Here is a 24223-nt window from a genome sequence, read left to right on the forward strand (position 1 = left end):
AGTCCTTCAATAACGGATTCTTGGATCGAAAACCGTATACAGCAGATCGACAATCAGATTGATCAGGATATACACGATTGAAAAAAGCAGTATCAGTCCCTGGATAACCGGATAGTCACGCGCGAGCACCGCTTCGACAACCAGCCGCCCCAGGCCCGGCAGATTGAAGACCGATTCGGTAACCACAACGCCGCTGATCAGGGAGGCAATACCTATACCGATGACCGTAACAATGGGTACGGCAGCGTTGCGCAAGGCGTGCCGCATCAGGACCGATTTTTCTTTCAGGCCCTTGGCGCGCGCGGTGCGGATATAGTCTTCGCCCATGACTTCGATAATACTGCTGCGTGTGATTCGGGCGATCAGTGCCACGTAAATAGCGCTCAGCGCCAGGGTGGGCAGAATCAATCGCTGCGCAAAAGGCAGCAGCCCTGCCGACAGCGGTTTGTAACCCTGTACCGGCAGCCAGTCCAGCTGTATGGCGAAAAAATAGATCAGTAAATAGCCAACCACAAAGGTGGGAATCGAAAACCCCAGCACAGACAGGCTCATGATCAGGCGATCCAGCAGTTTGCCTTGCCGCCAAGCGGCAATGACGCCCAACGGAATGGCAATGATTACCGTCAGCACGATGGTTGACACAGCCAGCGCCAGCGTTGGCCCCATACGCCCGACAATCATCTGCAGCACCGGTGTGCCCGACAACAGCGAGACGCCAAGGTCTCCCTGAAGCAGACGAGTGACCCAGACAATAAATTGCGTATAAATTGGTTGATCCAGCCCCATGGCCTGGCGGATTTGCTCAAGCTGAGCCGCAGTTGCATCATCTCCGGCAATAATGGCAGCAGGATCTCCCGGTGTCAGACGAAGAATGGCGAAGATGACGACAGCAACCATCATGATGACCGGTAGTGTTGCCAGAAGCCGACGGGCGATATAAGTAATCATGGCTGACTCACTTATCCGATTTTTTCAGGTTCCAGAACACGGTTACCGGCGACTGCAAGACACCGGACAGCTTGGTACTGTACGCGGCAGGGATGAGAAATTGTCCCAGTGGCGCAACCACGCCTTCGTCGATCACCAGCTTTTGCAGCTGGGCGGTAATTTTCTTGCGCTCGGCATCATCTTTGGCTCGTGCAAATTCAAGTCGCAACGATTCGATTTGCGGCACATCCGGCCAGCCGGCCCAGGCTTTTTTTCCGTTTGAAGCAATCGTCGTATTACCAAACGGATCACCGCTGGTCGCCAGAATGCTGTATGTGGAAAAAATATTCCATCCGCCTTCGGCGGGCGATTTCTGATTGCTTTGCTGAGTGGCGACCGTCTGCCAATCCATGGTCTTCATATCAACCTTGAAACCGGCCTTGCGCAAGGCATCGCCGATCACGACCGGTTGCGCAGACAGCATGGCAATATCAGTCGGCTGCAAAATCACAACCGGCGTACCATCATAATTGGCCTGCTTGAGCAGCGCCTGCGCTTTCTCTATGTTAGCCGGCACAACGATCTCTTTGCCATAGTCATTTTCATATGGATTGCCACATCCGAAAACAGCCGCGCACGGTTTGTAGTATTGCGGGTTGCCAACCAGCGCCTTAAGGACATTTTCCTGCCCGACCGCGTACATCGCGGCCTGGCGGATCAGCCGGTTATTGAATGGCGCATGCAAGTGATTGAACCGGAAGTACGTCCAGGCGCCCAGCTTGTCCAGCACCTCGACCTTGATATTTTCCTGGTCCTGAACCATGGGCAGCAGATCAAATGGCACTTGCTGGATGAAATCAATTTCGTCGTTCATCAATGCATTGATGGGTGTCATCTGGTCCGGCATGGCGACCCATTGCACGCGGTCAACATTGACCACCTTGCCGCCGGCCGTCCAGCTAGCCGGTTCGCTGCGCGGCACATAGTCATTATTTCGTTCGTATACAACCCGCAGCCCGGGCCTGAACTCGGACTGGACAAACTTGAACGGTCCGGACCCGATGTATTCGGTAATCGGTTTGGATGACGGTGTTTCGGCAATGCGTTTTGGCATCATGAACGCAGGGCGCGAACTGAGCTTGCCCAGACCCGATAGCAATAATGTGGTGGGTTCCTTCAGGCTGATTTCAAATACCTTGCTGTCGACGACCTTGATATCGGCCACCATCGTCATCAATACCTGGCCGGTAGAGTCCTTTTCGGCCCAGCGCTTGATGGAGGCGACACAGTCCTCTGAAGTAACCGGTGCGCCGTCGTGCCATTTGAGACCTTCGCGCAGGGTAAAGGTGTAGGACTTGCCATCGGCAGATACCTTCCAGTCGGCCATTTGCGGTTGCATCTTGAAGCTGGCGTCGGTGCCCACCAAAGTGTCGTAAATCATGTAGCCATGGTCGCGTGTCATGAATGCGGTACTGATGACCGGATCCATGACACGCAGTCCTGATTGCATCACTGCTGTGACGGTTTGTGCCTGAACGGCCGGCACGCACGACAAGGCGGCAGCCAGTGCCATACCCAGTGCCATATTCCTCAAAGCGGTCAATTGCTTGGTCTTGTGCATCATGGTATTTCTCCTGTACTCGATATAAGGGGCTGGCGCACTTGACGCATGGTCAACTGTAGCCAGTACACGTGCTACTGCATCCTGCATTAAGGAGCGAAAAGGTTGTCTGCAACCGTTGTGGGAACGCCTGAAAGCCGATTTGCAAGCAAGGCGGCGCTGCCTGCTGCAAGCGTAAAGCCAAGCGCACCCTGGCCTGCATTGATCCAGAGGTTTCTTAACGGCGTCTGGCCAATCAAGGGTTTGCTGTCCGGGCGCGCGGGACGCAACCCCGCCCATGCCACGGGTTCGTCAGCTGGATGCAGCGCCGGCAAATAGTGCTCGACCGCCCGCTTGAGACTGGCGATACGCCTGGGATGAATGCTGTTCGAACTGTCGCCAATGTCTACCATACCCGCAACGCGCAAGCGGTTACCCAGGCGCGCGTAGACGACTTTGTTATGCACGTCGCTGACACTGACGCGAGGAGCCTCGCTTTGCGATGTCAATTCGTAAGTGAGGCTGTATCCCTTGAGCGGATAAATAAGGGGATTGAAACCGGCCTGGCGGGCCAATACCTGCGCGCCAATACCATTGGCAATGACATAGGCGTCTGCCGTCATATCGCCAGCCTGCGTCTGCAACCGCGTAACACGACCGTCTTGGTGATGCAGGCGCATGACAGGCGTGTTATAAAAAAATTCAACTTTCTGCGGCCCCTGGCGCAATTTGCGTTCCAGTTCGCAGCACAGCTTCAGGCAATCGCCGGCATCTTCACTACGGGTGAAAATACCGCCGGCAATCTGCTCCCGAATGCCGCGCAATGCCGGCTCCAATTCCAGGCAACGCTTGCGGTCCAGTGCTACTTGCGTGGAACCCAGCGCTGCCTGATAGTCCATCTGTTTTCTGGCAGCCGCATAGGAGGCGGCATCCTGATACACCAGCAGCTTTCCGGAACTGCTGAAGTCAAACGACAACATTTCATCTGCAATGAGTTGGTGCACCATTTGCCTGCTGTACAAGCCCAGCGCCAGCAGTTCTGCGCTCGTCTGCCGGCTTTTTTCATTGCGGCAGGCTGCCAGAAATGCCATGGCCCAGCGCCATTGCTGCGGATCGGCGCGCAACCGCAATGACAAGGGTGATTGGGCACTAAGCAACCATGCGGGCAATTTGGGCAGAACCGCGGGTTCGGCCAGCGGCGCCACAAAGCTGTAGCTCAATTGGGCGCCATTGGCCTTGCTGGTCATCTGCCCTGGGCCTGCGCAGGCATCAACAACCGTGACCTGATGCCCCATTTTTGACAGATAATAGGCGCTGGTCATGCCTATAATACCGGCGCCGATCACAATAATATGCATGCTGGCTCCCGCATCATTGGCTTAACATTGCGCGCGCACGCAATTGATCGATCGTTGCCGATGCAGATATATATTGCAAACTGGTGCGGACCGAAATCACGGCTGGCCCCTCTGCGGCAAACGCGGTGCGCAGCGCCGCATCAATCTGCGAACTGTCATCAACGCGAATACCCAGCGCGCCGAAATTGCGCGCCAGTGCGGCAAAATCCGGATTGCGAAGATCCGTTGCGCTCACCCGTTGCGGAAAATGCTTTTCCTGATGCATGCGGATCGTGCCATAGGCGCCGTTATCGGAGATCACCAGTATCGGACGCGCGCCATACTGGATGGCAGTGGCCAGTTCGTTGCCTGTCATCAGAAACCCGCCGTCGCCTACAAAGCAGACGACCTGTCGGTCCGGATAGCGCAAACTGGCCGCAACGGCAGCCGGCACCCCGTAGCCCATGGCGCCCGAAGAGGGTGCAACCATTTGCCTGCCACCGCCGAAACGCAACAGGCGCTGGACCCACCCGCCAAAATTGCCGGCATCAATCGTAATAATGGCGTCATCGGCCAGCAAACGATCGGCCGCCTGCACCACACTCGAGAACACGACGCCGTCTTCGGCATCGGCGGGCCCGTCCCAGTCTGTCAGCGATTGCGCCACCTGGTGCAGTTGCTTGCTCCATACCTGATGATCGGGATCTATTGCCGCCGGAGCAAAGTCGCACAGATCAACAAGAAACGCGGCAGGATCGGCCACCAGCCCCAGATCTGTCCGGCGCAACGCACCTAATGCGCACGCGTCCGGCCAGACATGGATCAAGGGCTGCGCCGGATGCGGCGCGGCGGGAAAACAGTAACCTTGAGTGGTCACATCACCCAGGCGGGTGCCAACAGCAATGACCAGATCGGCCTGGGCAACCGCCTGCGCCAGCGCTGCCGGCGCGCCATAGGCCAGGTGCCCGGCAAACAGCGGATGATCGTTGGCAAGCAAATCGGCATGCCTGACCGCTGTTGCTACCGGAACACCAAAAGCTTCTGCCATGCACTGCAGCGCAGTCTGCCCTGTCTCGTTTTTAAGCAGTCCGCCGGCAATAATCAGTGGCCGGCGCGCCAGCTCAATCATGCTGGCCACACGCTTGAGCGATGTGTCCGACGCCCCGGCTGCCGGCAAAGGAAGACGATACGCCCTTTCGGTGTCGACCATATCTTCCAGCATATCCTCTGGCAACGCAACGACAACCGGCCCCGGTGTGCCGCTGCACGCATAATGGAACGCCGTTGCAACGCACTCGGCCAGCCGTTGCGCGTCATTGATCTCGACAACCCATTTGGCCATGCTGCCGAACACGTGCCCGTAGTCCACCTCCTGGAAGGCTGCCATATGACGGTGCGCCCGTTCGACCTGACCGATAAAAAGCACCAGCGGCACTGCATCCTGCTGCGCCGTGTGCACGGCAATCGCCGCGTTCATTGCACCCGGCCCACGACTGACCAGCGCGATACCTGCTCGCCCGGTAAGGCGCGCGTCGGCCACGGCCATGAAACCGGCGCCCCCTTCGTGACGACAGGTCACCACGTCAATCCCCGCATGATCCGAGAGTGCATCCAGCGCACTCAAATAGCTTTCCCCGGGCACACAAAAGACCCGTTCTACCTCATGCGCACTTAACACTTCGATCAATACATCCGCTGCTCTTCTCTTCATTGTCTGCTTCCGTCAAAATATCCTTTGCCCTTGACCTGCTCAAGATCGGCCAATGCCTGTGTTCGCAGATTTTCAGGAAAGCCGGCGTCAATGATCTGCTCAAGCGATGCATATAGCCGCTGCCAGCCCGCATTCGTGCGTAACGACACACCCAGGAAATGGCTTTCGGTCCTGGATCGCAACATCATGTACAGCACCCCCGCCAGCATGATACTCACCACTGCCGGCACGTCCAGTTCCTGCGTCAACCCGTCTACCCGATCAATGAACGATCTTGCCGCCTTCTCGCGGCGCTGCGCCAGTTGTTCGGTTACCTCGTTCAATTCAATCAGCTCCCAACGCCGGATTTCCCGCAGGCTCTCGCTGCCTGCGAGCGCCTCGATCTGGGCATGCAACATCGACAGAATCAAGGCGGCAGGCGTCTGCTGGCTGGACTCTTCATCCTTGATCAGGCCAGCGCGTGCCGTCCAGAAATCCTGTCCCTGCATCCAGGCAAGCAACAATCCCGGCATACCATCAAAGTAGCGATAGATGAGCTCCTTGCTCACGCCAGCCCGTTTGGCAACGGCGTTAACGCCTACGCCCACCATCCCCGTCTCATTGATCTGTTCTTCCAGCGCATTCAAAAGCTTTTTCTCGGTGTTTTCACGACGCGACATGCACTGCCCTTCTCATGACGACCATAGCCGAGACGGGGTCCAGACTGCGAACAACGCAGCCATCCTGCACCTGCCCGATCAGCTCGCTGACCACATGCCCGACCAGGCGGGCGCCCTGCCAGACTGGTGTTCCGAGATAGACTGCAGTAAAACGACCTGACATCTGCGACATCTGCACAGCAGCCGTTTCAATCAGCGCGATGTTCCCGTCGACATCCAGCTGGATCCGATCGCTTTGTGCCGTTCGCAGTTCAACACCCTGCGGCAGCGACAAGAACTGATATGCGCTGGTGTCACCACCCAGGCAACTCCAAGCCAGACTGCCAACGGCATCTGCTGTATCACGCATGAAATAAATCGAGTTGTGCAGTATCGCCAGGCGCCTGTCCCCTTCACTGCGGTGAAAGCTGCCAAGATCTGCTCTTGAGGCGACTCGCTGGCTGTTGCCCCAACCAATACGGCCCTGGGCATCAACGGCAATGAGTCCGGCGTCGCTTTGGCCATTGGCATGCAGAACGGCGTCTACAGCATGTTGTGGCATTTCCCCGCTGGCCAGTCGCCGCAACACTGCACGATTCAAGGGCTCGCCGTCGCTTCCCGCCCGATTGGGCAAGCGATGACCGGATACCAGGCCGATGCCATCGAAGCCGGGCAGAAACTGCTGCAGCGGCTCGGGCCTGTCGGGCCCGCTGGAAATCGCTGTCGCACGTGTGGCCTGCAGCCATTGGTCCGGAATGGCCAATTTTGCGGCTCCACCCCTCTGGGTCACGCAGTGGCCTACTTTGCCATCGTGCAACATGGCTGCAAATACGGCAAAGCCGCCAATGGCGCCTCTTCCCAGCAATTCTGCCGCAAGCACCGCTGCACGTACTGATTCTCCCGCATTGGCGCCGCTGGCGGCTATTCCAATTGTCATAAAAAATCCATTGCAAAGTTCATTGAGCGACAAAACAGATGCGTCATGCCAAATGTGACCGGGTGGTCATATTTGAATGCTAACACCATGACATTCGAAATAACAAGCGTAATTTTCTAGGGAATACCCGAATTATGAGCGTTATGCCGGTCGGCGTCGGGCGATAAAAAAAGAGCGCTGAGCGGCGCCGAAAACGTTCACAATCGGACCAACGCAGCGATGCAGTTCTGATGAGTCGATTGACTGTGACACTTTTTTTTTCGAGAAAACAGGGTCGATCATGACCGGCGGCGACAGAAAACCAGCATCGAATATGCCAAAAATTCGTCTTTTTATATCGATATGCTGCGGGAGCCTCGCATTTGGCGCCAGCACGGGCTCATGGAAATGATCAATAAGACGGCGGCGTCACCGCACTGATGATAATGGCCTTGGTTTTTCCTGCATTGCGAAACGTGTGTGGCTCATTACTGTCAAAATAATATCCATCTCCGGCACCCAGTATCTGTGTCTGGTCGCCGACAGTAACCTCTACTTCGCCCTGCACGACAACGCCTGCCTCCTGCGCTTCGTGAGACAGTGCCAGCCCGGAATCAGCGCCCACCTCATAAACCTCATAGAGCATCAAAATCGATCGATTCGGGTGGTTGACGCCGATCATTCGATACGAGAGTTTGTTTTTATCGCCTATTTCAACAAAGTCATCATGCCGATAAAACGGTGAGACGGGTCTTGTCGTGTGCCCCGACGTGAAAAAGCTGTCGAGCGTCGTGCCAAGGGAGTCAAGAATGGCAGCCAGCGTATCAACAGAGGGGCTTGTTTTATCTCGTTCTATAAGTGAAATCGTGGCATGAGCAATGCCGGATCGTTTTGCCAAATCCCGAACGCTCAACCTGCGGCGCAAACGAAGTTGCTTTATGTGCGTTCCTATTTTCGGCATATGGTATACACTCTCGAACCTGTTTATTGTAGGTCTACGGACTCCAGAAAAGGCAGTTCAATAGGGTCCAGCGGATAGATTGGCCGGCATTTTTCAAAAGGCAATTGTTCGGGGTGAAAGCCCGACAATCCGGGCGTTTCAACAATATGACAGTCGCCATAGTCCTCAAATGCCATTTTGAAATGATAACCTGACTTTACAATAATTACGTCAGTATTATCCAAAGAAATGCCTGCATCCAGATAGCATCCCGGATCCTGGGACATGACAGCATCATGTGTGACCAGCAGCGTATAGCGGGCCTGTTCAATGACCGCGAAGGGTCCCAGTCTGAGCTTGGCGCCTTTCATGAACGTGCCCCTGTTACGAAATACCCCGTTGCCCAGGCGGGTGATTTTACCGAACACATCCATTGCGCTCAATCCTGGTGTATTCCCCCCCCCGAGCGATAGCGAAATGGTGGCGCCCTCCATCGCCTTCAGGCATTGCTCATATGCCGCCGGATCAGTAACAATAGCCGTGATATGACGCTCGCTATACTGCAGGCACTCATTGAAGGCATAGATGGAATCGCCGGGCGCTCCAGCAAGAACTCTATCCCCAAAATCCCCGATTATTAGACGCGGCTGCGTTCCACTGAAAGTTTGCAGCAAGTCTCTGACGGAAGGCAACTGATGGATAAACTGATGCCGACAACCCCAGAACTCGGTTGCCGCCGTCAGACTCAGTGCTTTTGCAGCAGCAACCCCATTCTCATTTTTCGCATATACAATAACGGCCTGCCCGACATCTGTTCCGTCAATGAATGGATTGACATTGAAAATGGAATAATCAAGCAAATTGCCGTCAGACGCTATGGCAGACTGCATTTTATGATGCAGCTTTGCCAAGGGGCCGTTGGTCGTTTCGTCATTACCTCCCAGCAACATGGGAAGAAAGACGCCAAACCCCTGCGGCTCGATCCGGCGCGACAACATACTGCCCAGGACCTGCGCCACCCGCTCTCCTGTTTGAGCCGCATCCGCATGGGGATTAGTCTTGTATGCGGTGCCAAAATTGAGCAGCCTGAACAATTTTTCAGTCGCATGCGCGTGAAGATCAAAGCCTGCGACAATGGGTATCCGGTACCCAGTTATGTCGCGGATCGATGACACAAGATCTTCTTCTACACTATCGCATGACGCCGATTGGGTGCATCCGTGTAAATCGAGTGCGATAGCGTCATAGCGACTGGATCGCGCTGCCGCAAGGATGCGTTCTTTTATAAACGCATATGCCGCATCCTGTACAACTCCGCCACAACGTGCGCGCGCTGCGAATGCCGGCACTACTACGTGTCCAAGGGCTGTCAGTTCCCGGATAATACCGCCAAGCACCGAATCAGATTTTTCATTCTTCTCAATCATGTCCACACCTTCTTCAATCTCAAACGAGGTTAAAGGCGTGTGTACCGGCGAGAACCCATGCGTTTCCTGAAAAAGCTGAGCAACCAATATCCGATGTGATGTGTGCATATTCTGAAAACCCTGTGGCACCGCCCCTGTTAGTCAAATTGTATTTTTGCTGCCTTGGCGGTTTTTCTCTGCTTGTCCACTTCAAGCTTGATCTCCTGTGCGAACGCTTCGGGCGTGTTGCCGACTGGCTCGGCAGAAAACCCCTTGAGTTTTTCCAGAACTGCCGGTTGCGCAAGCACCTTCTTGACCGTTTCCTGTATTTTGAGTGTTATCTCTTTGGGCATGTTTGCCGGCCCGATAAGGCCGAAAAATGACGAATCATTTACCACCTCCATGCCCAACTCTTTAAAGGTCGGAGTATCAGGTAGCGTTGGCACTCTCTCAGGATAAGCGACAGCCAACGCAAGTAATTGCTTGGATTTAATAAAAGGAAGCGAAGAAGGTAAATTATCAAAAACGGCCGAAACCTGCCCGCCCAAAGCATCCTGTAAAGCGGGCGCCGAACCCTGATATGGCACAGCATTGAGTTTCGTTTTGTTCACAAGATTGAACAGTTCGCCCATCATATGCGCTTCAGATCCATTGCCTGCATGTCCATAAAAATACTTGCCCTGATCCTTTTTGACTACATCCAGGAAATCAGCCATATTATTGACCTGAAGATTCGGACTGACCACGAGCACATTGGGCACCGAAACCAGTCTGGTAATGGCTGTCAGGTCTTTCAACGGATCAAAACTCACATTCTTGTAGACCACTGGCGTAATTGCAGTGGAGCTTACCGTTGCTATACCCAAAGTATAGCCATCGTTCTTTGCACGCGCCAGATATTCCGTGCCTATTTTTCCTGCGGCACCCGTTCGGTTTTCTACGATGACCGGCTGTCCGAGTTCCTTTGCCAGCGGCTCGGAAAGCACCCTTGCCATAACGTCGGTGGTACCACCGGTAGCAAACGGCACGACAATCTTGATCGGCTTAACCGGGTAGGCGGTGGACGCCGATACTGTCATCGTCGTACAAGCCAGGATGGTCAATACGAGATTTGAAGCTATATACTTTTTTACCGGGTTCATTACAGTGTCCTCGTTTTACAGGAATCAATAGAGTTATACGAGCGCATAACTATCCAGGATGTCGTCGTAACCGATATTCGGCCGCTTTCCTGTGCCCTTCCATTCCTTCCGTTTGGCTTTGTCTGATCGCAGGAGGTGCCACACTTTCTATACCACTTTGCTCCATCCATTGGTGGGTACAGACTTTGACGTATGAGCCTACCCACAAGCCACCGGTATATCTTCCGGCACGCATTGTCGGCAACGTGTGGTTGGTCCCGCAACACTTATCGGAATAGACAACACTCGCATTTTCTCCGATAAAAAGCGAACCGTAATTTCGGAGTTGTTTGGCTGTTTCATGTGGTGCTCTGGTATGTATTTGCAAATGCTCTGCGGCTACATAATCGGAATAGGCGTGCATGGCATTCTCATTCGGACACAATACGATCTCCCCAAAATCGCTCCATGCTTTACTGGCTACGTCAGCCGTTGCAAGCGCCTGCATTTGTATATTGACCTGCGACAAGGTATTTTGGGCAAGGTTTTTACTCGTGGTGATCAGACCAACTCGTGTATGTACATCATGCTCTGCCTGGGCAAGCAGATCACATGCGACCATTGCCGGGTCTGCCGTTTCGTCTGCCACAATGAATATTTCACTTGGCCCTGCGAGTTGGTCAATCCCAACCTGTCCGAACACCTGCCGCTTGGCCTCGTTAACAAATGCATTGCCAGGCCCAACGATTTTGTCGACCGCCGGTACGCTATCGGTACCATAGGCCATCGCAGCAATCGCTTGTGCACCGCCGATACGAAATATTCGGTCTGCTCCTGCCAGATGGCAACCGGCGATCATGGCCTGATGGGCGCCCGGCGGCAGGCAAGCAATTACCTCGTCACATCCGGCCACCTTGGCAGGCACGATTGTCATCACTGGCGCCGATAAAATCGGGTACCGGCCCCCAGGCACATATGCACCAATGCGTTCAATTGGAATAATTTTGTGTCCCAGATGAACGCCTGGCAAATTCTCCACTTCAAGCGGCAGCATGGTTGCAAGTTGCGCCTGCGCAAATTTTCTGACTTGCTCAATCGCAAACAAGGTATCTTCGCGCGTCTGCTGGTCAAGATTATTGACAGCCTCATGCTTCTCGTCGGCAGTCACTTCCAGTTCAATGTCGAACGCGTTATCAAATTTCTCTGAAAACTGCCGTACAGCGGCATCCCCGTTCTTACGTACGGCATTGATAATTTCCTTTACTGTCCCCTCAATTGATTCAAGGGTATTCTGTTGGTGCGCGGCGGGTTTCTTAATAAACTCAACGCGCTTAAAAATAACTTCACTCATCATAAGTCCTGTGTGCATCGGGAATAGGGAAATTCTATACACTCACAGATTCAAATCATAGGCAGCGTTGAGTCCATGGTTAGTTTTATATCCGTCCATTCGAACTTCTTCAGCAAAACCATCATGCATTCTCCTGCAACATCCGGTTAGAGAGAACTTGATTGCTCGAAAAATCGTTCAATATTCTATCCAAACACAGAACATTGCAATTTTCGTGAGTATTAAAGCGATGCATGTGCTCATCCAGAAGTGGCTTGATTCGCTTGACTGCCTGGAGTAATGCGCCAAGCCTCGCATATTATCTTTAAATACCCGAAATGATGTCTATTTACGTCAATATGACGCCAAAGCCTTGCGCCATCGGCAAATGCCAGTTGTAATTGACCGATCAAGCAAACCGCAAGGGTCCGGCCAATGTTACAGCGCATCGTTTTTGTTTTTTTGCTCTTTTTCTCTGCCCCTGCCCTCGCTGCGTGCGATAGCCCCGTCAAATTCGCCGCGCTAACTTGGGAAAGTGGTCAATTTACCAGCGCCGTATTGCGCCTGATCGCAGAACGCGGCTACCAGTGCAAGACCACGGAGGTTCCCGGTTCGGGCCCTGCCCAGGAAAATGCCCTGTCACAAAATGACATTCAGGTGATTGGCGAAGTCTGGGTCGGGCGCTCCGAAGTCATGAACAAGGCACTGCAAGAGAACAAGGCCGCCATGGTGGGCGACACGCTCAAAGGCGGAGCCCAGCAGGGCTGGTACGTGCCCGAGTATGTCTGGGAGAAAAATCCGCAACTGCGTTCCTACAAGGATCTTGAGCGGTTCTCAGACTTGTTTCTGGATTCAGCAAGCGGCCCCAAGCCACGCTTCATGAACTGTCCGTCTGGCTGGACATGCGAGATATTCAATACCCGCCTGTTGCGCACGACCGGCCTGGACAAGACATTCGCTAATGTTCACCCCGGTACGGGCGCAGCACTGGATGCGGAAATTTCCTCGGCCTATGAACAGAAGAAGCCCCTGCTCTTTTATTACTGGCAGCCGACGGGGCTGATGGCCAAGTACACATTCAAGGCGCTGGAATTTCCAGAAAATGAATCGGAATGCTGGAGCAGCCTGCTGCAAAAAGACGGTGACAAAAACTGTGTCACCGGTTTTCCGGTATCCAATCTGTCGATTGCCGTGTCCACGCCGTTCAAGGAGCAACATCCGGATCTGATGCAGTTCTTTGAAAAAATCCAGTTCACTGCCGATCAGTTGAACGGCGCCATTTTGCAGATGACCGAAAGCAAACGCGATGGCACCCGACAGGCAGAACAATTCATCAAGGAACATCCCGAAGTCTGGCAAGCGTGGGTCAGCCCCGAAGCGGCATCCCGGCTGCAGGCATGGACTGGGCAAACGGCAGCGACAAGCAGCATTTTCCCTGACTGGTCTATCCAGGACAAACTCAATAGCGGCCTCAAGTCGGTTGTGGGAACCTATGGCGAATCGTTTCGGCAGGTCAGTGGATTCCTTACCCGCTACTTGTTAAGTCCGACGGTGCAGACGCTGGCGGCGATTCCGGCATGGCTGATGATTCTGCTCACGGCAGCATTGGCCTGGCACAGCACACGCTCAATCATTTTTGCGGTGGCGTGTGCTATCGGGCTTTACGTGATTGGCGCCTTTGGCTTGTGGACTGCATTGCTGCAGACGCTGGCGCTATTGATTTGCGCAGTCATTATTACAGTGGTCATCGGGATACCCATAGGAATTTTTGTTGCGGCCCGCCCGCGCGTATATCGTGTGCTGCAACCGGTGCTCGATGTGATGCAGACCATGCCAAGCTTTGTCTATCTCATTCCGGTGCTGATGCTTTTTGGCCTGGGAAATGTTCCCGCGCTTTTCGCCACGGTGATTTACGCCATCGCACCGCTGATCCGGCTGACCGCATTGGGCATTTTGCAGATCAGTCGCGAAATGCACGAAACCGGAACGGCATTTGGCACCAACCGCTGGCAAATGCTGCGCTGGGTCATTCTGCCGCTGGCCAAGCCCAGCATCATGGCCGGCATCAACCAGGCGATCATGATGTCGCTCTCAATGGTCGTGCTGGCCTCCATGATCGGCGCGCCAGGCCTTGGCGAGCGGGTGCTGGAAGCGGTGCAGACGCTGAATGTCGGCCAGGGAGTGCAGGCGGGCAGCGCAATTGTGATTCTGGCTGTGATTATTGATCGCATCACCCAGGCCTACGGCAACCGCAGGAGAACACGATGAATACAGAGGCAATTGACACTACCGCGGGCGCGGTGCCAACCGGCGCCGGTAGCCCGGGAATAGACGAACATTTCATTCGTCTTCAGAATATCAACAAGGTGTTCGGCAGTCGCCACAGCAAGGCCATGAAGTTGCTGCATCAGGGATCGGACAATGAAGAAATTACCGCTGAAACCGGCTGCCATGTCGCGTTGAGAAATATCAATCTGGACATTCCGTCCAATGGGATTTATTGCATCATGGGCTTGTCGGGCTCAGGCAAATCCACCCTGCTGCGCCATATCAATAGACTGATCGATCCGGACACCGGTACTGTCCAAATCCAGGACGTGGATGTGACCGCCCTGTCGATTCCCGATCTGCAGAAGTTTCGCCAAAAGCGCATCGCCATGGTCTTTCAGCACTTTGGCCTGTTGCCGCATTTTACCGTGCAGCAAAATGCCGAATTTGCCCTGCGCGTGCGCGGCGTACCCAAGCCCGAGCGCGCAGAACAGGCGCGCTACTGGCTTAACGAAATGGAACTGTCGGGCTACGAGGCACATTATTACGATGAACTCTCCGGCGGCATGCGACAACGGGTCGGCCTGGCGCGCGCACTGGCGGCCGGCACCGATATCCTGCTGATGGACGAGCCCTTTTCCGCACTTGACCCGCTGATCAGGCGCAAGTTGCAGACACTGCTACTGGATTTGCAGGATCGGCTGAACAAGACAATTGTGTTTATTACCCATGATGTGGAGGAAGCCCGGACACTGGGCGGCACCGTTGCCCTGCTCAACCAGGGCTGCCTGATTCAACAAGGTAGCCTCGAGCAAATGGCGGCAAATCCGGCCGATGAATATGTAGCCAGCTTTTTGACGTCCACGGCCGAGGCATCATGAGCGTTTCCAGAGACTTTCTGGAGTATGTGTTGGATCTGCTCGCGCCGCTGGGGCCGATTACCACACGCAGAATGTTTGGTAGTGTCGGGCTGTATCTTGACGGGCGGATGTTTGCCATCGTCAGCGGCGAGAACCGATTCTATGTCAAGTCGGATAGTCAGACACAGGCACAGTTCGACAAAGCGGACTGTCTACCATTGACCTATACCACGAAAAAAACAAACGGAGACAGCAAGACGATCGCGCTTTCGTTTCATGCGCCGCCCGAATCAGTCCTGGATGATCGTCAACAAATGCTGGAATGGGCGCAGCTTGGCGTAGAGGCGGCCGCGCGTGTGCCGGAAAAGAAACAGCGCAAACCGTCAGCAGGCTCGCCGGCCGATTTATACCGGCGTCGCAGGTGACCGCAACTGACATAAGCGGGCACTGCTCGGGACCGCCCACGGCCCTTAAACAGCGCATCAACATCAATACAGCACTTCCGGCAACCACAGACCTATTTTTGGGAAAGCATACAATAAAATCAGGGCCACTATCTGTATGCCCATAAAAGGCAACATACCCATGAATATCTGGTTCAGCGTCACGTGCGACGGCGCAACGCCTTTCAGATAAAATGCCGACATGGCCACGGGTGGCGAAAGAAATGCAGTCTGCAGGTTCAGCGCAACCAGAATACCGAAAAACAGCGGATCAATATTGTAATGCGCAAGCAACGGCAGAAATATCGGCATGAAAATAACGATAATTTCTGTCCACTCCAGCGGCCAGCCCAGTAAAAAAATCACAATCTGCGCAAGTATCATGAACTCCAGTGGCGTCAGGTCCATGGACACGACCCAGTCATTGATGATTTGCTGTCCGCCCAGCAAGGCAAAGGCGGCAGAGAAAATACTGGAGCCGACAAAAAGCCAGCACACCATCGCACTGGTTCTTGCCGCCAGATACACCGACTCCTTGAGCATCGGCATATTCAGCCGTCGGTAGCACAGGGCCAGCAGGATGCCGCCAAAAGCCCCCATGGCCGCGGCTTCCGAGGGTGTGGCAAAACCAAAGACGATACTGCCCAGCACCGCCAGAATCATAAATGCCAGCGGGAAAAACGACGCCAGCAGCATTTTGAAAACTTCGAGCCGGGCAAAGGTGAACCATGCATAGAACGCGATCATCAGCGCCAGCCCAACGGCAAACACAATCCAGAAGGTTGGCGATACACTTGGCGCGTCTGCCTCGGGCACCGTAGATGCAGCTGCTGCATTCTGTTCAGACTGAGATGGTGTGGCGCCTGGCGGCTCCGCTACCGTGCCAGGGGGTTCGGAAACGCCTGCCGGCGGTTCAGCCAATGCGGCACCGGGCGGCTCGGCAAGAGACCCTGGTGGCTCGGCCAGCCCCGCACCTGCTGGCTCCTGCAACGAACCGGCATACTGCACCGTTGACGGCGCATTGAGCGATCCCAGTTCTGTCAGCGTGCTTGCCTGTTGCGTGGTGGGCATTGAAAGGTTGTAGCTAAGCCCGATCACGCAGGCGAACATAATGGCGGGAATCAGGGTGATGAACAATTGCTTTACTATCACATAGACCGAAATGCTGCTATTGCGCTCGCCCTTAAGCGCACGCAACAAGCCGGGGAGTGCCTTGTTACTGATGCTGTTTTTGATGTTGGCAGCAAACTCAGGTAACGGAATTCGTCGCTCTTCCTCCGACAATGGCGGCGCCCAGGATGGCTTGAGTTTTGCCACCAGAATAATATACAAAACGTACATGCCGGCAAGCAACAGACCAGGAAAGAATGCCGCCGCATACAATTTAACGACCGATACACCCGCCACGGCGCCATACACAATCAACAATACCGAAGGCGGGATCATGATTCCCAGGCAGCCGCCTGCTGTAATCACACCCGCCGACAGTTTGACGTCATAGCCTGCCTTGAGCATCGCCGGCAACGCCAGCAGGCCCATGAGCGTGACCACGGCACCAACGATACCGGTGGCGGTCGCAAACACCGCGCAAGTAATCACGGTTGCCACGGCGAGCGACCCGGGAATTCTGGCCATCACCAGATGCAGACTTTTGAAAAGTTTTTCGATCAGGTTCGCGCGTTCAACCAGATAACCCATAAAGATGAACAGCGGAACGGCGATCAGTACATCATTTGTCATGACGGCGTAAGTGCGCAACACCATCAGATCCAGTGTTTGCTCTATGGCAAGCTTGGGACCCATTGCGCGATAGGCAAACAGCGTGAATATGACGCCCATGCCCATCAGCGTAAATGCGGTGGGAAAACCAAGCATGATGGTGACCACAATCAGCGCCAGCATCAACAGGCCCAGGTGGCCATTGGTAATATCCGCTGGGGCCGGCATGAGTATAATCAGAGCCGCCACAATCGCAATCAGTATACTGATACCGAACCAGGCCTCTTTTTTCATGCTTTATCCCCTTGCTTTGCGATGTGCTGGTCGGCTTCTTGAATATCGGCATCGGTCACATTGACCATGTCTTTCAGTTTATCGACGTCGACTTCTTCAACGTCAATATCACGGGAGGGCCAGTCGCCGTCGCGCAGGCACTGCACACAACGCACAACCTCGACAATGCCCTGCATGATCAGCGCAAAACCGGCAATGGGGATGATTGCCTTGAATGGGTAAATCGGCGGGCCATCTGCGGTAATGGTCGAATGCTCATTAATGGCAAAAGACTCCGATGCATAGTAATATCCAGCCCACACCAAGGCAATGACCCCGGGGAAGAAAAACAGGACATACAAAATGAGATCGAGCAGCGCCTGCAGGCGCGGCGGAAAGAATCCATACAGCACGTCGCCGCGTACGTGGCCGTTCTTGCCCAATGTATAGGCGCCCGCCATCATGAACAAGGCGCCATACAGCATATTCATGACATCAAATGCCCAGGCGTGCGGATTTTTGAAGGCGTAACGGGAGAAAACTTCGTACGTGACAAACAGCGTGAGAATCAGTGCACACCAGCCGAACAGCTGTCCGATCCAGGTATTGACCTGATCAATACGGTGGAGAACTCTTTTCATCAACAAACTCCTGGGACAGAGCAATAAACAATCCCTTGCGTCGAATGCGGGTCGTCATTCATAAAGCGACTGGCGCAACACCCGACAATCCCACTGAATCTGCCGTAGAGCAGGCATATCCAGTCATCATCCGGTCATCGCGGCCAGCACGCCGACGCGACAGATGGCGCCGGCACGCACCGCCGGCGCCATCTGTCGGGGGCCTAGCCCGCTGCCTTCTTCACAAAGTAATGGTTATAGGCCATACGACGATTGTTATTGGTATCCATATCCCAGGCCACTGCCCGCTCGGCGAACTTGCGCTGCGACTGTTCAATTTCCTTGAACAGGGCATTGTTTTCCGCTTTCTTGGTGATGATGTCGTCCCAGGTGGTCAATTGCTGCTGCAGGATAGCGTCCGGCGTCTTGTAGAATTTGACGTTGTCCTCTGTTTTGAGCTTGATATAGTCCTGGGAATAACGGTCAATCGCTTTCCACGACATATCGGCCGAGGCCGCTTCAACCGCATTCTCTATGATGGACTTCATTTTGTCGGGCAAGCTGTTGTACTTATCCTTGTTGAAGGTAATTTCAAATGTCTCGGAAGATTGGTGAAAGCTTTGCAGCATGCAGACCTTGGACACATCCGGGAACCCCAGTAACCGGTCTGACGATGCATTATTGAACTCCGCGCCATCGAGCAGGCCGCGATCGAGCGCCGGTACGATTTCGCCACCGGGCAACGCATTCACGGCCGCTCCCATGGCTGTAAACAAATCAATGGCCAGACCATTGGTGCGAAATTTCACACCCTTCAGATCCTCTGCCTTCGCAATGGGTTTCTTGAACCAGCCCAGCGCCTGCGTTGGCATGGGACCACTCAGAAAAGATACGACATTGCCGCCGATGGATTCGTACAATTTGACCAGCAGTTCCTTGCCGCCGCCGTATTTGTGCCAGGCCAGCAGCATATTGGCATCCATGCCAAATGCCGGTCCCGACGAAAACAGAGCCAGGGCGTTCTGCTTGCCGTAGCTATAACCCAGCACACCATGTCCGCCATCCAGCGTGCCTTTGGACACCGCATCCAGCAAAGCAAAAGCCGGCACCACGGCCCCCGCAGGGAGCACTTCAATCTTGAGTTCACCGCCGGTCATGTCATTGACTTTTTTCGCAAAATCATTGGCATACTCGTGAAAAATATCGACAGTTGGCCAGGTACTCTGAAAACGGAAATTGATGGGCGTCTGTGCTCTGACAATGGCTGGAAATCCCATCCCCGCCGCAGCGACCGAACCGGCGGCTGCTCCTCCCAGAAACTTGCGACGTGATGATTTTGGTGTTGCTGTCTGACGTTTTTTCGCAATGCGAGTTGTCATAATTGTCTCCTTTTGTACCTGTAATCTAATCATTGTTTATCATTTTTCATACATGTTACAAACTGCGACTGCAATAAAGTTTATACGCACAGAATTCGGTGTTGTCAAGAACATTCAGACATCTGTAAGTAGGCTTGTAATTTGCTGATTTGCGATGTATGCCAAGGGCACAGGCTCACCATGCCCGTTACCAGCCCCTCGCGGGCGCTACAAGCACAAGTCTGACCGCCCCGCAAGGCAATTGCAACTGCAATATATGCTGGAAAACCCCATGCCTGTCAGCCATCCATGCGCACATCCCAAGACAAAGTGCAGATCAAACCCGGTCATGCGAAATATCGTCGTGCAGGCCGCTTCCAGCTTGCCGGGCTCGTCGTTCAGGTCATGGTTCCCAACATAGTAGGTCATCTGCCCCTGTGCAACAGCCGGCATCTGTACGACAAATGTACCGGCATTCTCGACAAGCCTGCGTGCGCACGTACTTTTATCGAGCACGACAGTCCGCTTGGGAGGCGCAAAATCAAGAACGCAGCTCTACGCTGCCGCCATGACATTCCGCACGCCGTCATGAGCGGCAGACACCAGGGTTGTTGGGCCGTGATTGACCAGCCGCTAGGATTTTTCCAGAGGAACGGGTTCGATATACTGTTTCATGATGCATCCTGCAAACAATGAAGCGCTATCGCGTCTAGCCAGGCTTGACGGCCTTGCGCTCTCCAGTTTCACCGGACTGAACACCCCGTTCACTTTTGGTGAAGTCAGCGTTTTTCATTGACAAATAGACTGACTGCCTACTGAACGATACTATTGGCCATGAAATGTAGACATATACATGACCAATCGCATCATAAATTCAAACATAATCAGGACGAGACATGACACACGGCTATTTGATCAAAGGCCTGCTGGCAACTGCCATGCTGGTACTCACCACAGGCACAGCGGCAGCACAGTATCCAGCCAAGCCAATCACGATTGTGGTTGGCTTTCCTCCGGGAACATCAACCGATGCCGTTGCCCGTATCCTTGCCGATAAAATGAGCAAAGACCTGGAACAGCCTATCATCGTCGAAAACAAGCCGGGCGTGGGCGGCAGCCTGGGGGCCGGGCTTGTTGCCAAGGCCAAGCCCGATGGCTACACGTTGGTGCTGTCGGCGACGGCGCCCATGAACATCAATCCGCATGTATACAAGTCTCTGACCTATGACGCAACAAAAGATTTCGAACCGATAGGACAAACCACCTGGCTACCCTATGTACTGGTCGCCAACCAGAGCAAAGGGTTAAAAACCTTTAAAGACCTGATCGCCTATGCGAAAAGCCACCCGGAGAAACTGACCTTTGCCTCTATCGGCAAAGGCACGACCAGCCATCTGTTGATGGAATTACTGATGAAAGAGACCGGCACAAAAATGGTACACGTGCCATATTCGGGCAGCGCCCAATCCCAAACTGATGTGATAGGCGGCAATGTCGATATCACATTTGATACCGTCGTTTCAGCGATACCCCATGTCAAGTCCGGCAAGCTGAATGGTCTGGCCGTCAGCGTGGCAAACCGGGCCAAGCTGGCGCCCGAGATTCCGACTATTCAGGAGCAGGGCTTGCCCAATTTCAACATGGGCGCCTGGCTGGGTATGTTCGCCCCCAAAGGCACCCCCCGCGAAATTGTGAATCAGTTACACACCGAATTGAACCGAACGCTCAGCGATAAGCAAACCAATGACAAACTGGTGGCGCTGGGATCCGAAGTCGTCATGAGCGACTCACCCGAGGCGTTCGGGACAATGGTCCAGGAAAACTATGACACCTGGGGAAACATTGTGAAAGAAGCAGGAGTAGGTCAAAAATGAAATACAGCAATACCGAATGGGAAGCCCGGGTTGACCTGGCCGCATGCTACCGGCTCATGCCACTTTTCGGCATGAGCGATCTGGTATACAACCATATCACTGCCCGCATTCCCGGCACCGACGACGAGATACTGATTAATCCTTATGGCTATATGTATGAAGAAATCACAGCTTCCAGCCTGATCAAAATCAATATAAAAGGCGAGGTACTCGAGAACCCGCACGCAGATGGTACTGGCGTCAATCAGGCGGGATACGTGATTCACAGTGCCGTGCACACGTCGCGCCATGACGTCGGTTGTGTTATTCATACCCACTCTCGGGCGGGAATGGCCGTATCTGCAATGGAATGCGGGTTGTTGCCAATTACGCAGACGTCAATGCGCTTCAAGGACATTGCCTATCACGACTACGAGAGCGTTGCCATCGATATGGATGAGCAGCAGCGCCTTGTGGCCGATCTTGGCCAGCAGGACGCCATGATTCTGCGCAACCACGGGCTGTTGGTGGCCTCGCCATCCATTGCTGAAGCATTCAATGCCATGTACTGGCTGGAGATGGCGTGCCGGGCCCAGGTCGATGCGTTGGCCGGCAACACCAAGTTGATTATCCCTTCGGCAGAAGTAGTAGACAAAACACATCATCTGTACCAACCCAGCGTAAGACGTCCATTCGGCATCATGGAGTGGCCGGCCATGCGTCGTTATCTGGATCGCCGCGATACGAGCTACAAAGACTGAGACGTATGACCGAAACCTGTCAGAACACACTGTTCGATTTACGCAATCAGGTGGCGTTTGTCACCGGCTCGACCCGCGGCCTGGGCTATGAAATAGCCCAGGGTCTGGGCCAAGCCGGTGCCACGGTCATTGTGCACGGTCGCGATGAAAGCAGCGCACAAGCCGCGTCCCGCAAACTGCAAGCCAAGGGGTTGGCAACATCCTGGGTGGCATTTGACATGGACGACCGGGCGGCCTGCCTGCGAGCCTTTGAGAAAATACGAGATGGCCATCAGCGTCTTGATATCCTGGTAAACAATGCGAGCATCAGAATGCGTCGGCGATTGCAGGATATTGACGCCATGGAACTCGAAGCCATCACACGCACCAATATTCTGTCAACAATTGAAATTTCACGTGCGGCCGTCTCCCTGATGAAGTTGAATAATTACGGACGAATTATTACGATCAGCTCCATCGCAGGGCAGATAGTTCGTTTAGGCGATTTTATCTATCCGGTCACCAAGCAGGCGCTCAATACAGTGACCCGGTCGCTGGCCGTCGAATTTGGGCGGGAGGGCATCTTGAGCAATGCCATCGCACCGGGAACCTTCGCGACTCAATTTAATCAGGCATTGATCGAAAACCCCGACAATATTGCCAAAATGCAGGAACGCAATCCCCTGCAACGCTGGGGCAACCCGGCAGAAATTGTGGGCCCTGTCCTTTTCCTTGCCTCGGCCGCAGCCTCGTATGTAAACGGCCAGGTACTGGCGGTCGACGGTGGATTCTCCATTTCGTTCTAGCGGCAGGCAAGCGCTCACAGGGCGCTGGCCTGCCAGAGCGCTATGCCCTTTACATGTTCGCCGGATGAACGCCGCAACGACGCCGAATTCACAATTGTTGAATATTGACCTGCTTAAATGACGCGCCTGCTCAGCTGGGTGACATAAATATTCTCTATAATGACAGCTTACATCCCACGGAGCATAGCGAGTGTCATTTCTTTACGTTCTGATTCTGGTCCTGCCGGCGCTTGCAACGGCGCTCGCTTTTATGCCCAGCAGCCACTGGACCATCCGCAGCCTGGATTTTCCCAGGGTCCAGATCGCTGTCCTGTGTGTGGCAAGCCTGATTATCATCGCCTTGAACCCGCCCACCCTGGTCTGGTCTGTGTTTTTTGTGGTCATGGCAAACCTGATCGCCCTCATCTACCAACTCTATAAAATCTTCCCGTATACGCGCCTGACAAAAACAGAAGTCCTAAGCAACCATGCGCCAGATGACGACCGGACCGTATCACTGCTCTCCTCCAATGTCCTGACACCCAACCGCCGTAGCGATGCGCTGATTGCACTGGTCAGGCAATACAAACCTGATCTGCTGCTGACGCTGGAGTCTGACACTTGGTGGCAAAATGCCCTGACCAGCCTGGAACACGACTATCCGTACCGCGTGGCCATTCCGCTGGACAACCTGTACGGCATGCATCTGTATTCGCGTCTGCCATTGGAAGATACAGAAGTGCTGTATCGGGTTGAAGAAGATATCCCCTCCATTCGCAGCCGGGTGATATTGCGCTCCGGTGAAAAAATCCGGATTTACTGCCTGCATCCGACGCCGCCGAGCCCCACCGAAAGCGAGACGTCAAAACCCAGGGATGCAGAACTGCTGCTGGTGGGCAAACAGATACGGGAACTGGATGAGACTGCACTGGTCTTTGGTGATCTGAATGACGTGGCCTGGTCGCACTCCACTCGGCTGTTCAAGAAAGTGAGCGAATTACTTGACGCACGTATCGGGCGTGGCATGTTCAATACCTTCCATGCACACTATCGCTTTTTGCGCTGGCCGCTGGATCATATTTTCCAGAGCACCGAGTTCCAGATCAAGCACATGGCCAAGTTACCCGATATCGGGTCCGATCATTTTCCCATCTACGCAAAATTTCAGTACTGCCCGGCACAGGAAGACTTGCATGAAGTGGAAACGGCCGATACCGAAGAAATGGTGCAGGCAGACGAAAAAATTGCCGAAGGACGTCAAGAGGCTGATTGAGGGCTGTGATTGAACCATCGCCCTCCCACCCGTAATAGTAGTACTACTGGGACACATAGTTTAGTTACCCCAGCATTTCACTACCAGGTATCCGTAGAGGGTTTG

Annotated in this window: 20 protein-coding genes and 1 pseudogene; 7 read left to right on the top strand and 14 right to left on the bottom strand. The window is 54.1% G+C overall.

Features of this window, described 5'->3' with window-relative positions; genetic code table 11:
* Positions 1-6: 6 nt before the first annotated feature.
* The 10 genes from INT32_RS16155 to hisD all read right to left on the bottom strand — a co-directional run bounded on the left by INT32_RS16155 (position 7) and on the right by hisD (position 11947).
* Positions 7-948, bottom strand: coding sequence for an ABC transporter permease (locus tag INT32_RS16155; RefSeq protein ID WP_193089747.1), 942 nt, complete (start codon positions 946-948; stop codon positions 7-9).
* 7 nt (positions 949-955) lie between these two features.
* Entirely contained in the window at positions 956-2551 is a 1596-nt protein-coding gene (locus INT32_RS16160; RefSeq protein ID WP_193089748.1) for an ABC transporter substrate-binding protein, read from the bottom strand.
* A gap of 86 nt (positions 2552-2637) precedes the next feature.
* Positions 2638-3885: a D-amino acid dehydrogenase gene (locus INT32_RS16165; RefSeq protein WP_193089749.1), complete on the bottom strand. Its 1248-nt coding sequence runs from the start codon at positions 3883-3885 to the stop codon at positions 2638-2640.
* A 13-nt stretch (positions 3886-3898) separates the two neighbouring features.
* Positions 3899-5575, bottom strand: a complete 1677-nt coding sequence (locus tag INT32_RS16170) for a thiamine pyrophosphate-dependent enzyme (RefSeq protein WP_193089750.1) — start codon at positions 5573-5575, stop codon at positions 3899-3901.
* Positions 5572-6234 (bottom strand): TetR/AcrR family transcriptional regulator, encoded by a 663-nt coding sequence (locus INT32_RS16175; RefSeq protein ID WP_193089751.1) that lies wholly within the window; start codon positions 6232-6234, stop codon positions 5572-5574. Before INT32_RS16175 ends, INT32_RS16170 begins: the two co-directional genes overlap by 4 nt.
* Positions 6221-7150 (bottom strand): hypothetical protein, encoded by a 930-nt coding sequence (locus INT32_RS16180; RefSeq protein ID WP_193089752.1) that lies wholly within the window; start codon positions 7148-7150, stop codon positions 6221-6223. The genes INT32_RS16175 and INT32_RS16180 overlap by 14 nt, the downstream gene beginning before the upstream one ends.
* 391 nt (positions 7151-7541) lie before the next feature.
* A complete protein-coding gene (locus tag INT32_RS16185; RefSeq protein WP_193089753.1) occupies positions 7542-8090 on the bottom strand; it encodes a cupin domain-containing protein in 549 nt (182 codons plus the stop codon).
* A gap of 23 nt (positions 8091-8113) precedes the next feature.
* Positions 8114-9604, bottom strand: a complete 1491-nt coding sequence (locus INT32_RS16190; RefSeq protein WP_193089754.1) for a M81 family metallopeptidase — start codon at positions 9602-9604, stop codon at positions 8114-8116.
* A gap of 29 nt (positions 9605-9633) precedes the next feature.
* On the bottom strand, positions 9634-10617 hold the full coding sequence (locus tag INT32_RS16195) for a tripartite tricarboxylate transporter substrate binding protein (RefSeq protein WP_226817146.1): 984 nt from the start codon (positions 10615-10617) through the stop codon (positions 9634-9636).
* A 49-nt stretch (positions 10618-10666) separates the two neighbouring features.
* Positions 10667-11947, bottom strand: coding sequence for a histidinol dehydrogenase (hisD, locus tag INT32_RS16200; RefSeq protein WP_226817148.1), 1281 nt, complete (start codon positions 11945-11947; stop codon positions 10667-10669).
* Between the two features lie 414 nt (positions 11948-12361).
* On the opposite strand from hisD, the gene INT32_RS16205 reads away from it, so the two are divergent.
* The 3 genes from INT32_RS16205 to INT32_RS16215 are packed head-to-tail and all read left to right on the top strand — an operon-like array spanning position 12362 to position 15479.
* Positions 12362-14194 carry a glycine betaine ABC transporter substrate-binding protein gene (locus INT32_RS16205; RefSeq protein ID WP_193089756.1) on the top strand — a complete coding sequence of 611 codons (1833 nt, stop codon included), beginning with the start codon at positions 12362-12364 and terminating at the stop codon, positions 14192-14194.
* Complete coding sequence (locus INT32_RS16210) at positions 14191-15075, top strand: ATP-binding cassette domain-containing protein (RefSeq protein ID WP_226817150.1); 885 nt, start codon at positions 14191-14193, stop codon at positions 15073-15075. Before INT32_RS16205 ends, INT32_RS16210 begins: the two co-directional genes overlap by 4 nt.
* Positions 15072-15479, top strand: coding sequence for a TfoX/Sxy family protein (locus INT32_RS16215; RefSeq protein ID WP_193089757.1), 408 nt, complete (start codon positions 15072-15074; stop codon positions 15477-15479). The genes INT32_RS16210 and INT32_RS16215 overlap by 4 nt, the downstream gene beginning before the upstream one ends.
* 63 nt (positions 15480-15542) lie before the next feature.
* On the opposite strand, the gene INT32_RS16220 is transcribed toward INT32_RS16215, so the two are convergent.
* From INT32_RS16220 to INT32_RS22195, 4 genes and pseudogenes are all read right to left on the bottom strand, one after another.
* Entirely contained in the window at positions 15543-17510 is a 1968-nt protein-coding gene (locus INT32_RS16220) for a TRAP transporter large permease subunit (protein ID WP_193089758.1), read from the bottom strand.
* Positions 17507-18130, bottom strand: coding sequence for a TRAP transporter small permease subunit (locus tag INT32_RS16225; RefSeq protein ID WP_193089759.1), 624 nt, complete (start codon positions 18128-18130; stop codon positions 17507-17509). The genes INT32_RS16220 and INT32_RS16225 overlap by 4 nt, the downstream gene beginning before the upstream one ends.
* A 203-nt stretch (positions 18131-18333) precedes the next feature.
* Positions 18334-19488 (bottom strand): TRAP transporter substrate-binding protein, encoded by a 1155-nt coding sequence (locus INT32_RS16230; protein WP_193089760.1) that lies wholly within the window; start codon positions 19486-19488, stop codon positions 18334-18336.
* Between the two features lie 279 nt (positions 19489-19767).
* Positions 19768-20097, bottom strand: a pseudogene (locus INT32_RS22195) (flavin reductase); the annotation flags it as partial.
* A gap of 266 nt (positions 20098-20363) precedes the next feature.
* Here INT32_RS22195 and INT32_RS16240 point away from each other — a divergent pair.
* The 4 genes from INT32_RS16240 to INT32_RS16255 all read left to right on the top strand — a co-directional run bounded on the left by INT32_RS16240 (position 20364) and on the right by INT32_RS16255 (position 24118).
* Positions 20364-21341, top strand: coding sequence for a tripartite tricarboxylate transporter substrate binding protein (locus INT32_RS16240; RefSeq protein ID WP_226817152.1), 978 nt, complete (start codon positions 20364-20366; stop codon positions 21339-21341).
* On the top strand, positions 21338-22081 hold the full coding sequence (locus tag INT32_RS16245) for a class II aldolase/adducin family protein (RefSeq protein WP_193089762.1): 744 nt from the start codon (positions 21338-21340) through the stop codon (positions 22079-22081). The genes INT32_RS16240 and INT32_RS16245 overlap by 4 nt, the downstream gene beginning before the upstream one ends.
* Before the next feature lie 5 nt (positions 22082-22086).
* Entirely contained in the window at positions 22087-22866 is a 780-nt protein-coding gene (locus INT32_RS16250; RefSeq protein WP_193089763.1) for an SDR family oxidoreductase, read from the top strand.
* Between the two features lie 190 nt (positions 22867-23056).
* The gene (locus INT32_RS16255; RefSeq protein WP_370540249.1) at positions 23057-24118 is read left to right on the top strand and encodes an endonuclease/exonuclease/phosphatase family protein; all 1062 of its coding nucleotides are present in this window, start codon (positions 23057-23059) and stop codon (positions 24116-24118) included.
* The last annotated feature ends 105 nt before the right edge of the window (positions 24119-24223 follow it).

The sequence above is a fragment of the Advenella sp. FME57 genome, assembly GCF_014897675.1.
Classification (GTDB): Bacteria; Pseudomonadota; Gammaproteobacteria; order Burkholderiales; family Burkholderiaceae_B; genus Advenella.

Bases quoted from the DNA above. Each gene is read 5' to 3' on its own strand.
- INT32_RS16180 (WP_193089752.1), bottom strand. From the start codon at position 7,150: ATGACAATTGGAATAGCCGCCAGCGGCGCCAATGCGGGAGAATCAGTA.
- INT32_RS16250 (WP_193089763.1), top strand. From the start codon at position 22,087: ATGACCGAAACCTGTCAGAACACACTGTTCGATTTACGCAATCAGGTG.
- hisD (WP_226817148.1), bottom strand. From the start codon at position 11,947: ATGAGTGAAGTTATTTTTAAGCGCGTTGAGTTTATTAAGAAACCCGCC.
- INT32_RS16185 (WP_193089753.1), bottom strand. From the start codon at position 8,090: ATGCCGAAAATAGGAACGCACATAAAGCAACTTCGTTTGCGCCGCAGG.
- INT32_RS16205 (WP_193089756.1), top strand. From the start codon at position 12,362: ATGTTACAGCGCATCGTTTTTGTTTTTTTGCTCTTTTTCTCTGCCCCT.
- INT32_RS16155 (WP_193089747.1), bottom strand. From the start codon at position 948: ATGATTACTTATATCGCCCGTCGGCTTCTGGCAACACTACCGGTCATC.
- INT32_RS16210 (WP_226817150.1), top strand. From the start codon at position 14,191: ATGAATACAGAGGCAATTGACACTACCGCGGGCGCGGTGCCAACCGGC.
- INT32_RS16165 (WP_193089749.1), bottom strand. From the start codon at position 3,885: ATGCATATTATTGTGATCGGCGCCGGTATTATAGGCATGACCAGCGCC.
- INT32_RS16245 (WP_193089762.1), top strand. From the start codon at position 21,338: ATGAAATACAGCAATACCGAATGGGAAGCCCGGGTTGACCTGGCCGCA.
- INT32_RS16170 (WP_193089750.1), bottom strand. From the start codon at position 5,575: ATGAAGAGAAGAGCAGCGGATGTATTGATCGAAGTGTTAAGTGCGCAT.
- INT32_RS16160 (WP_193089748.1), bottom strand. From the start codon at position 2,551: ATGATGCACAAGACCAAGCAATTGACCGCTTTGAGGAATATGGCACTG.
- INT32_RS16230 (WP_193089760.1), bottom strand. From the start codon at position 19,488: ATGACAACTCGCATTGCGAAAAAACGTCAGACAGCAACACCAAAATCA.
- INT32_RS16240 (WP_226817152.1), top strand. From the start codon at position 20,364: ATGACACACGGCTATTTGATCAAAGGCCTGCTGGCAACTGCCATGCTG.
- INT32_RS16215 (WP_193089757.1), top strand. From the start codon at position 15,072: ATGAGCGTTTCCAGAGACTTTCTGGAGTATGTGTTGGATCTGCTCGCG.
- INT32_RS16190 (WP_193089754.1), bottom strand. From the start codon at position 9,604: ATGCACACATCACATCGGATATTGGTTGCTCAGCTTTTTCAGGAAACG.
- INT32_RS16195 (WP_226817146.1), bottom strand. From the start codon at position 10,617: ATGAACCCGGTAAAAAAGTATATAGCTTCAAATCTCGTATTGACCATC.
- INT32_RS16225 (WP_193089759.1), bottom strand. From the start codon at position 18,130: ATGAAAAGAGTTCTCCACCGTATTGATCAGGTCAATACCTGGATCGGA.
- INT32_RS16220 (WP_193089758.1), bottom strand. From the start codon at position 17,510: ATGAAAAAAGAGGCCTGGTTCGGTATCAGTATACTGATTGCGATTGTG.
- INT32_RS16175 (WP_193089751.1), bottom strand. From the start codon at position 6,234: ATGTCGCGTCGTGAAAACACCGAGAAAAAGCTTTTGAATGCGCTGGAA.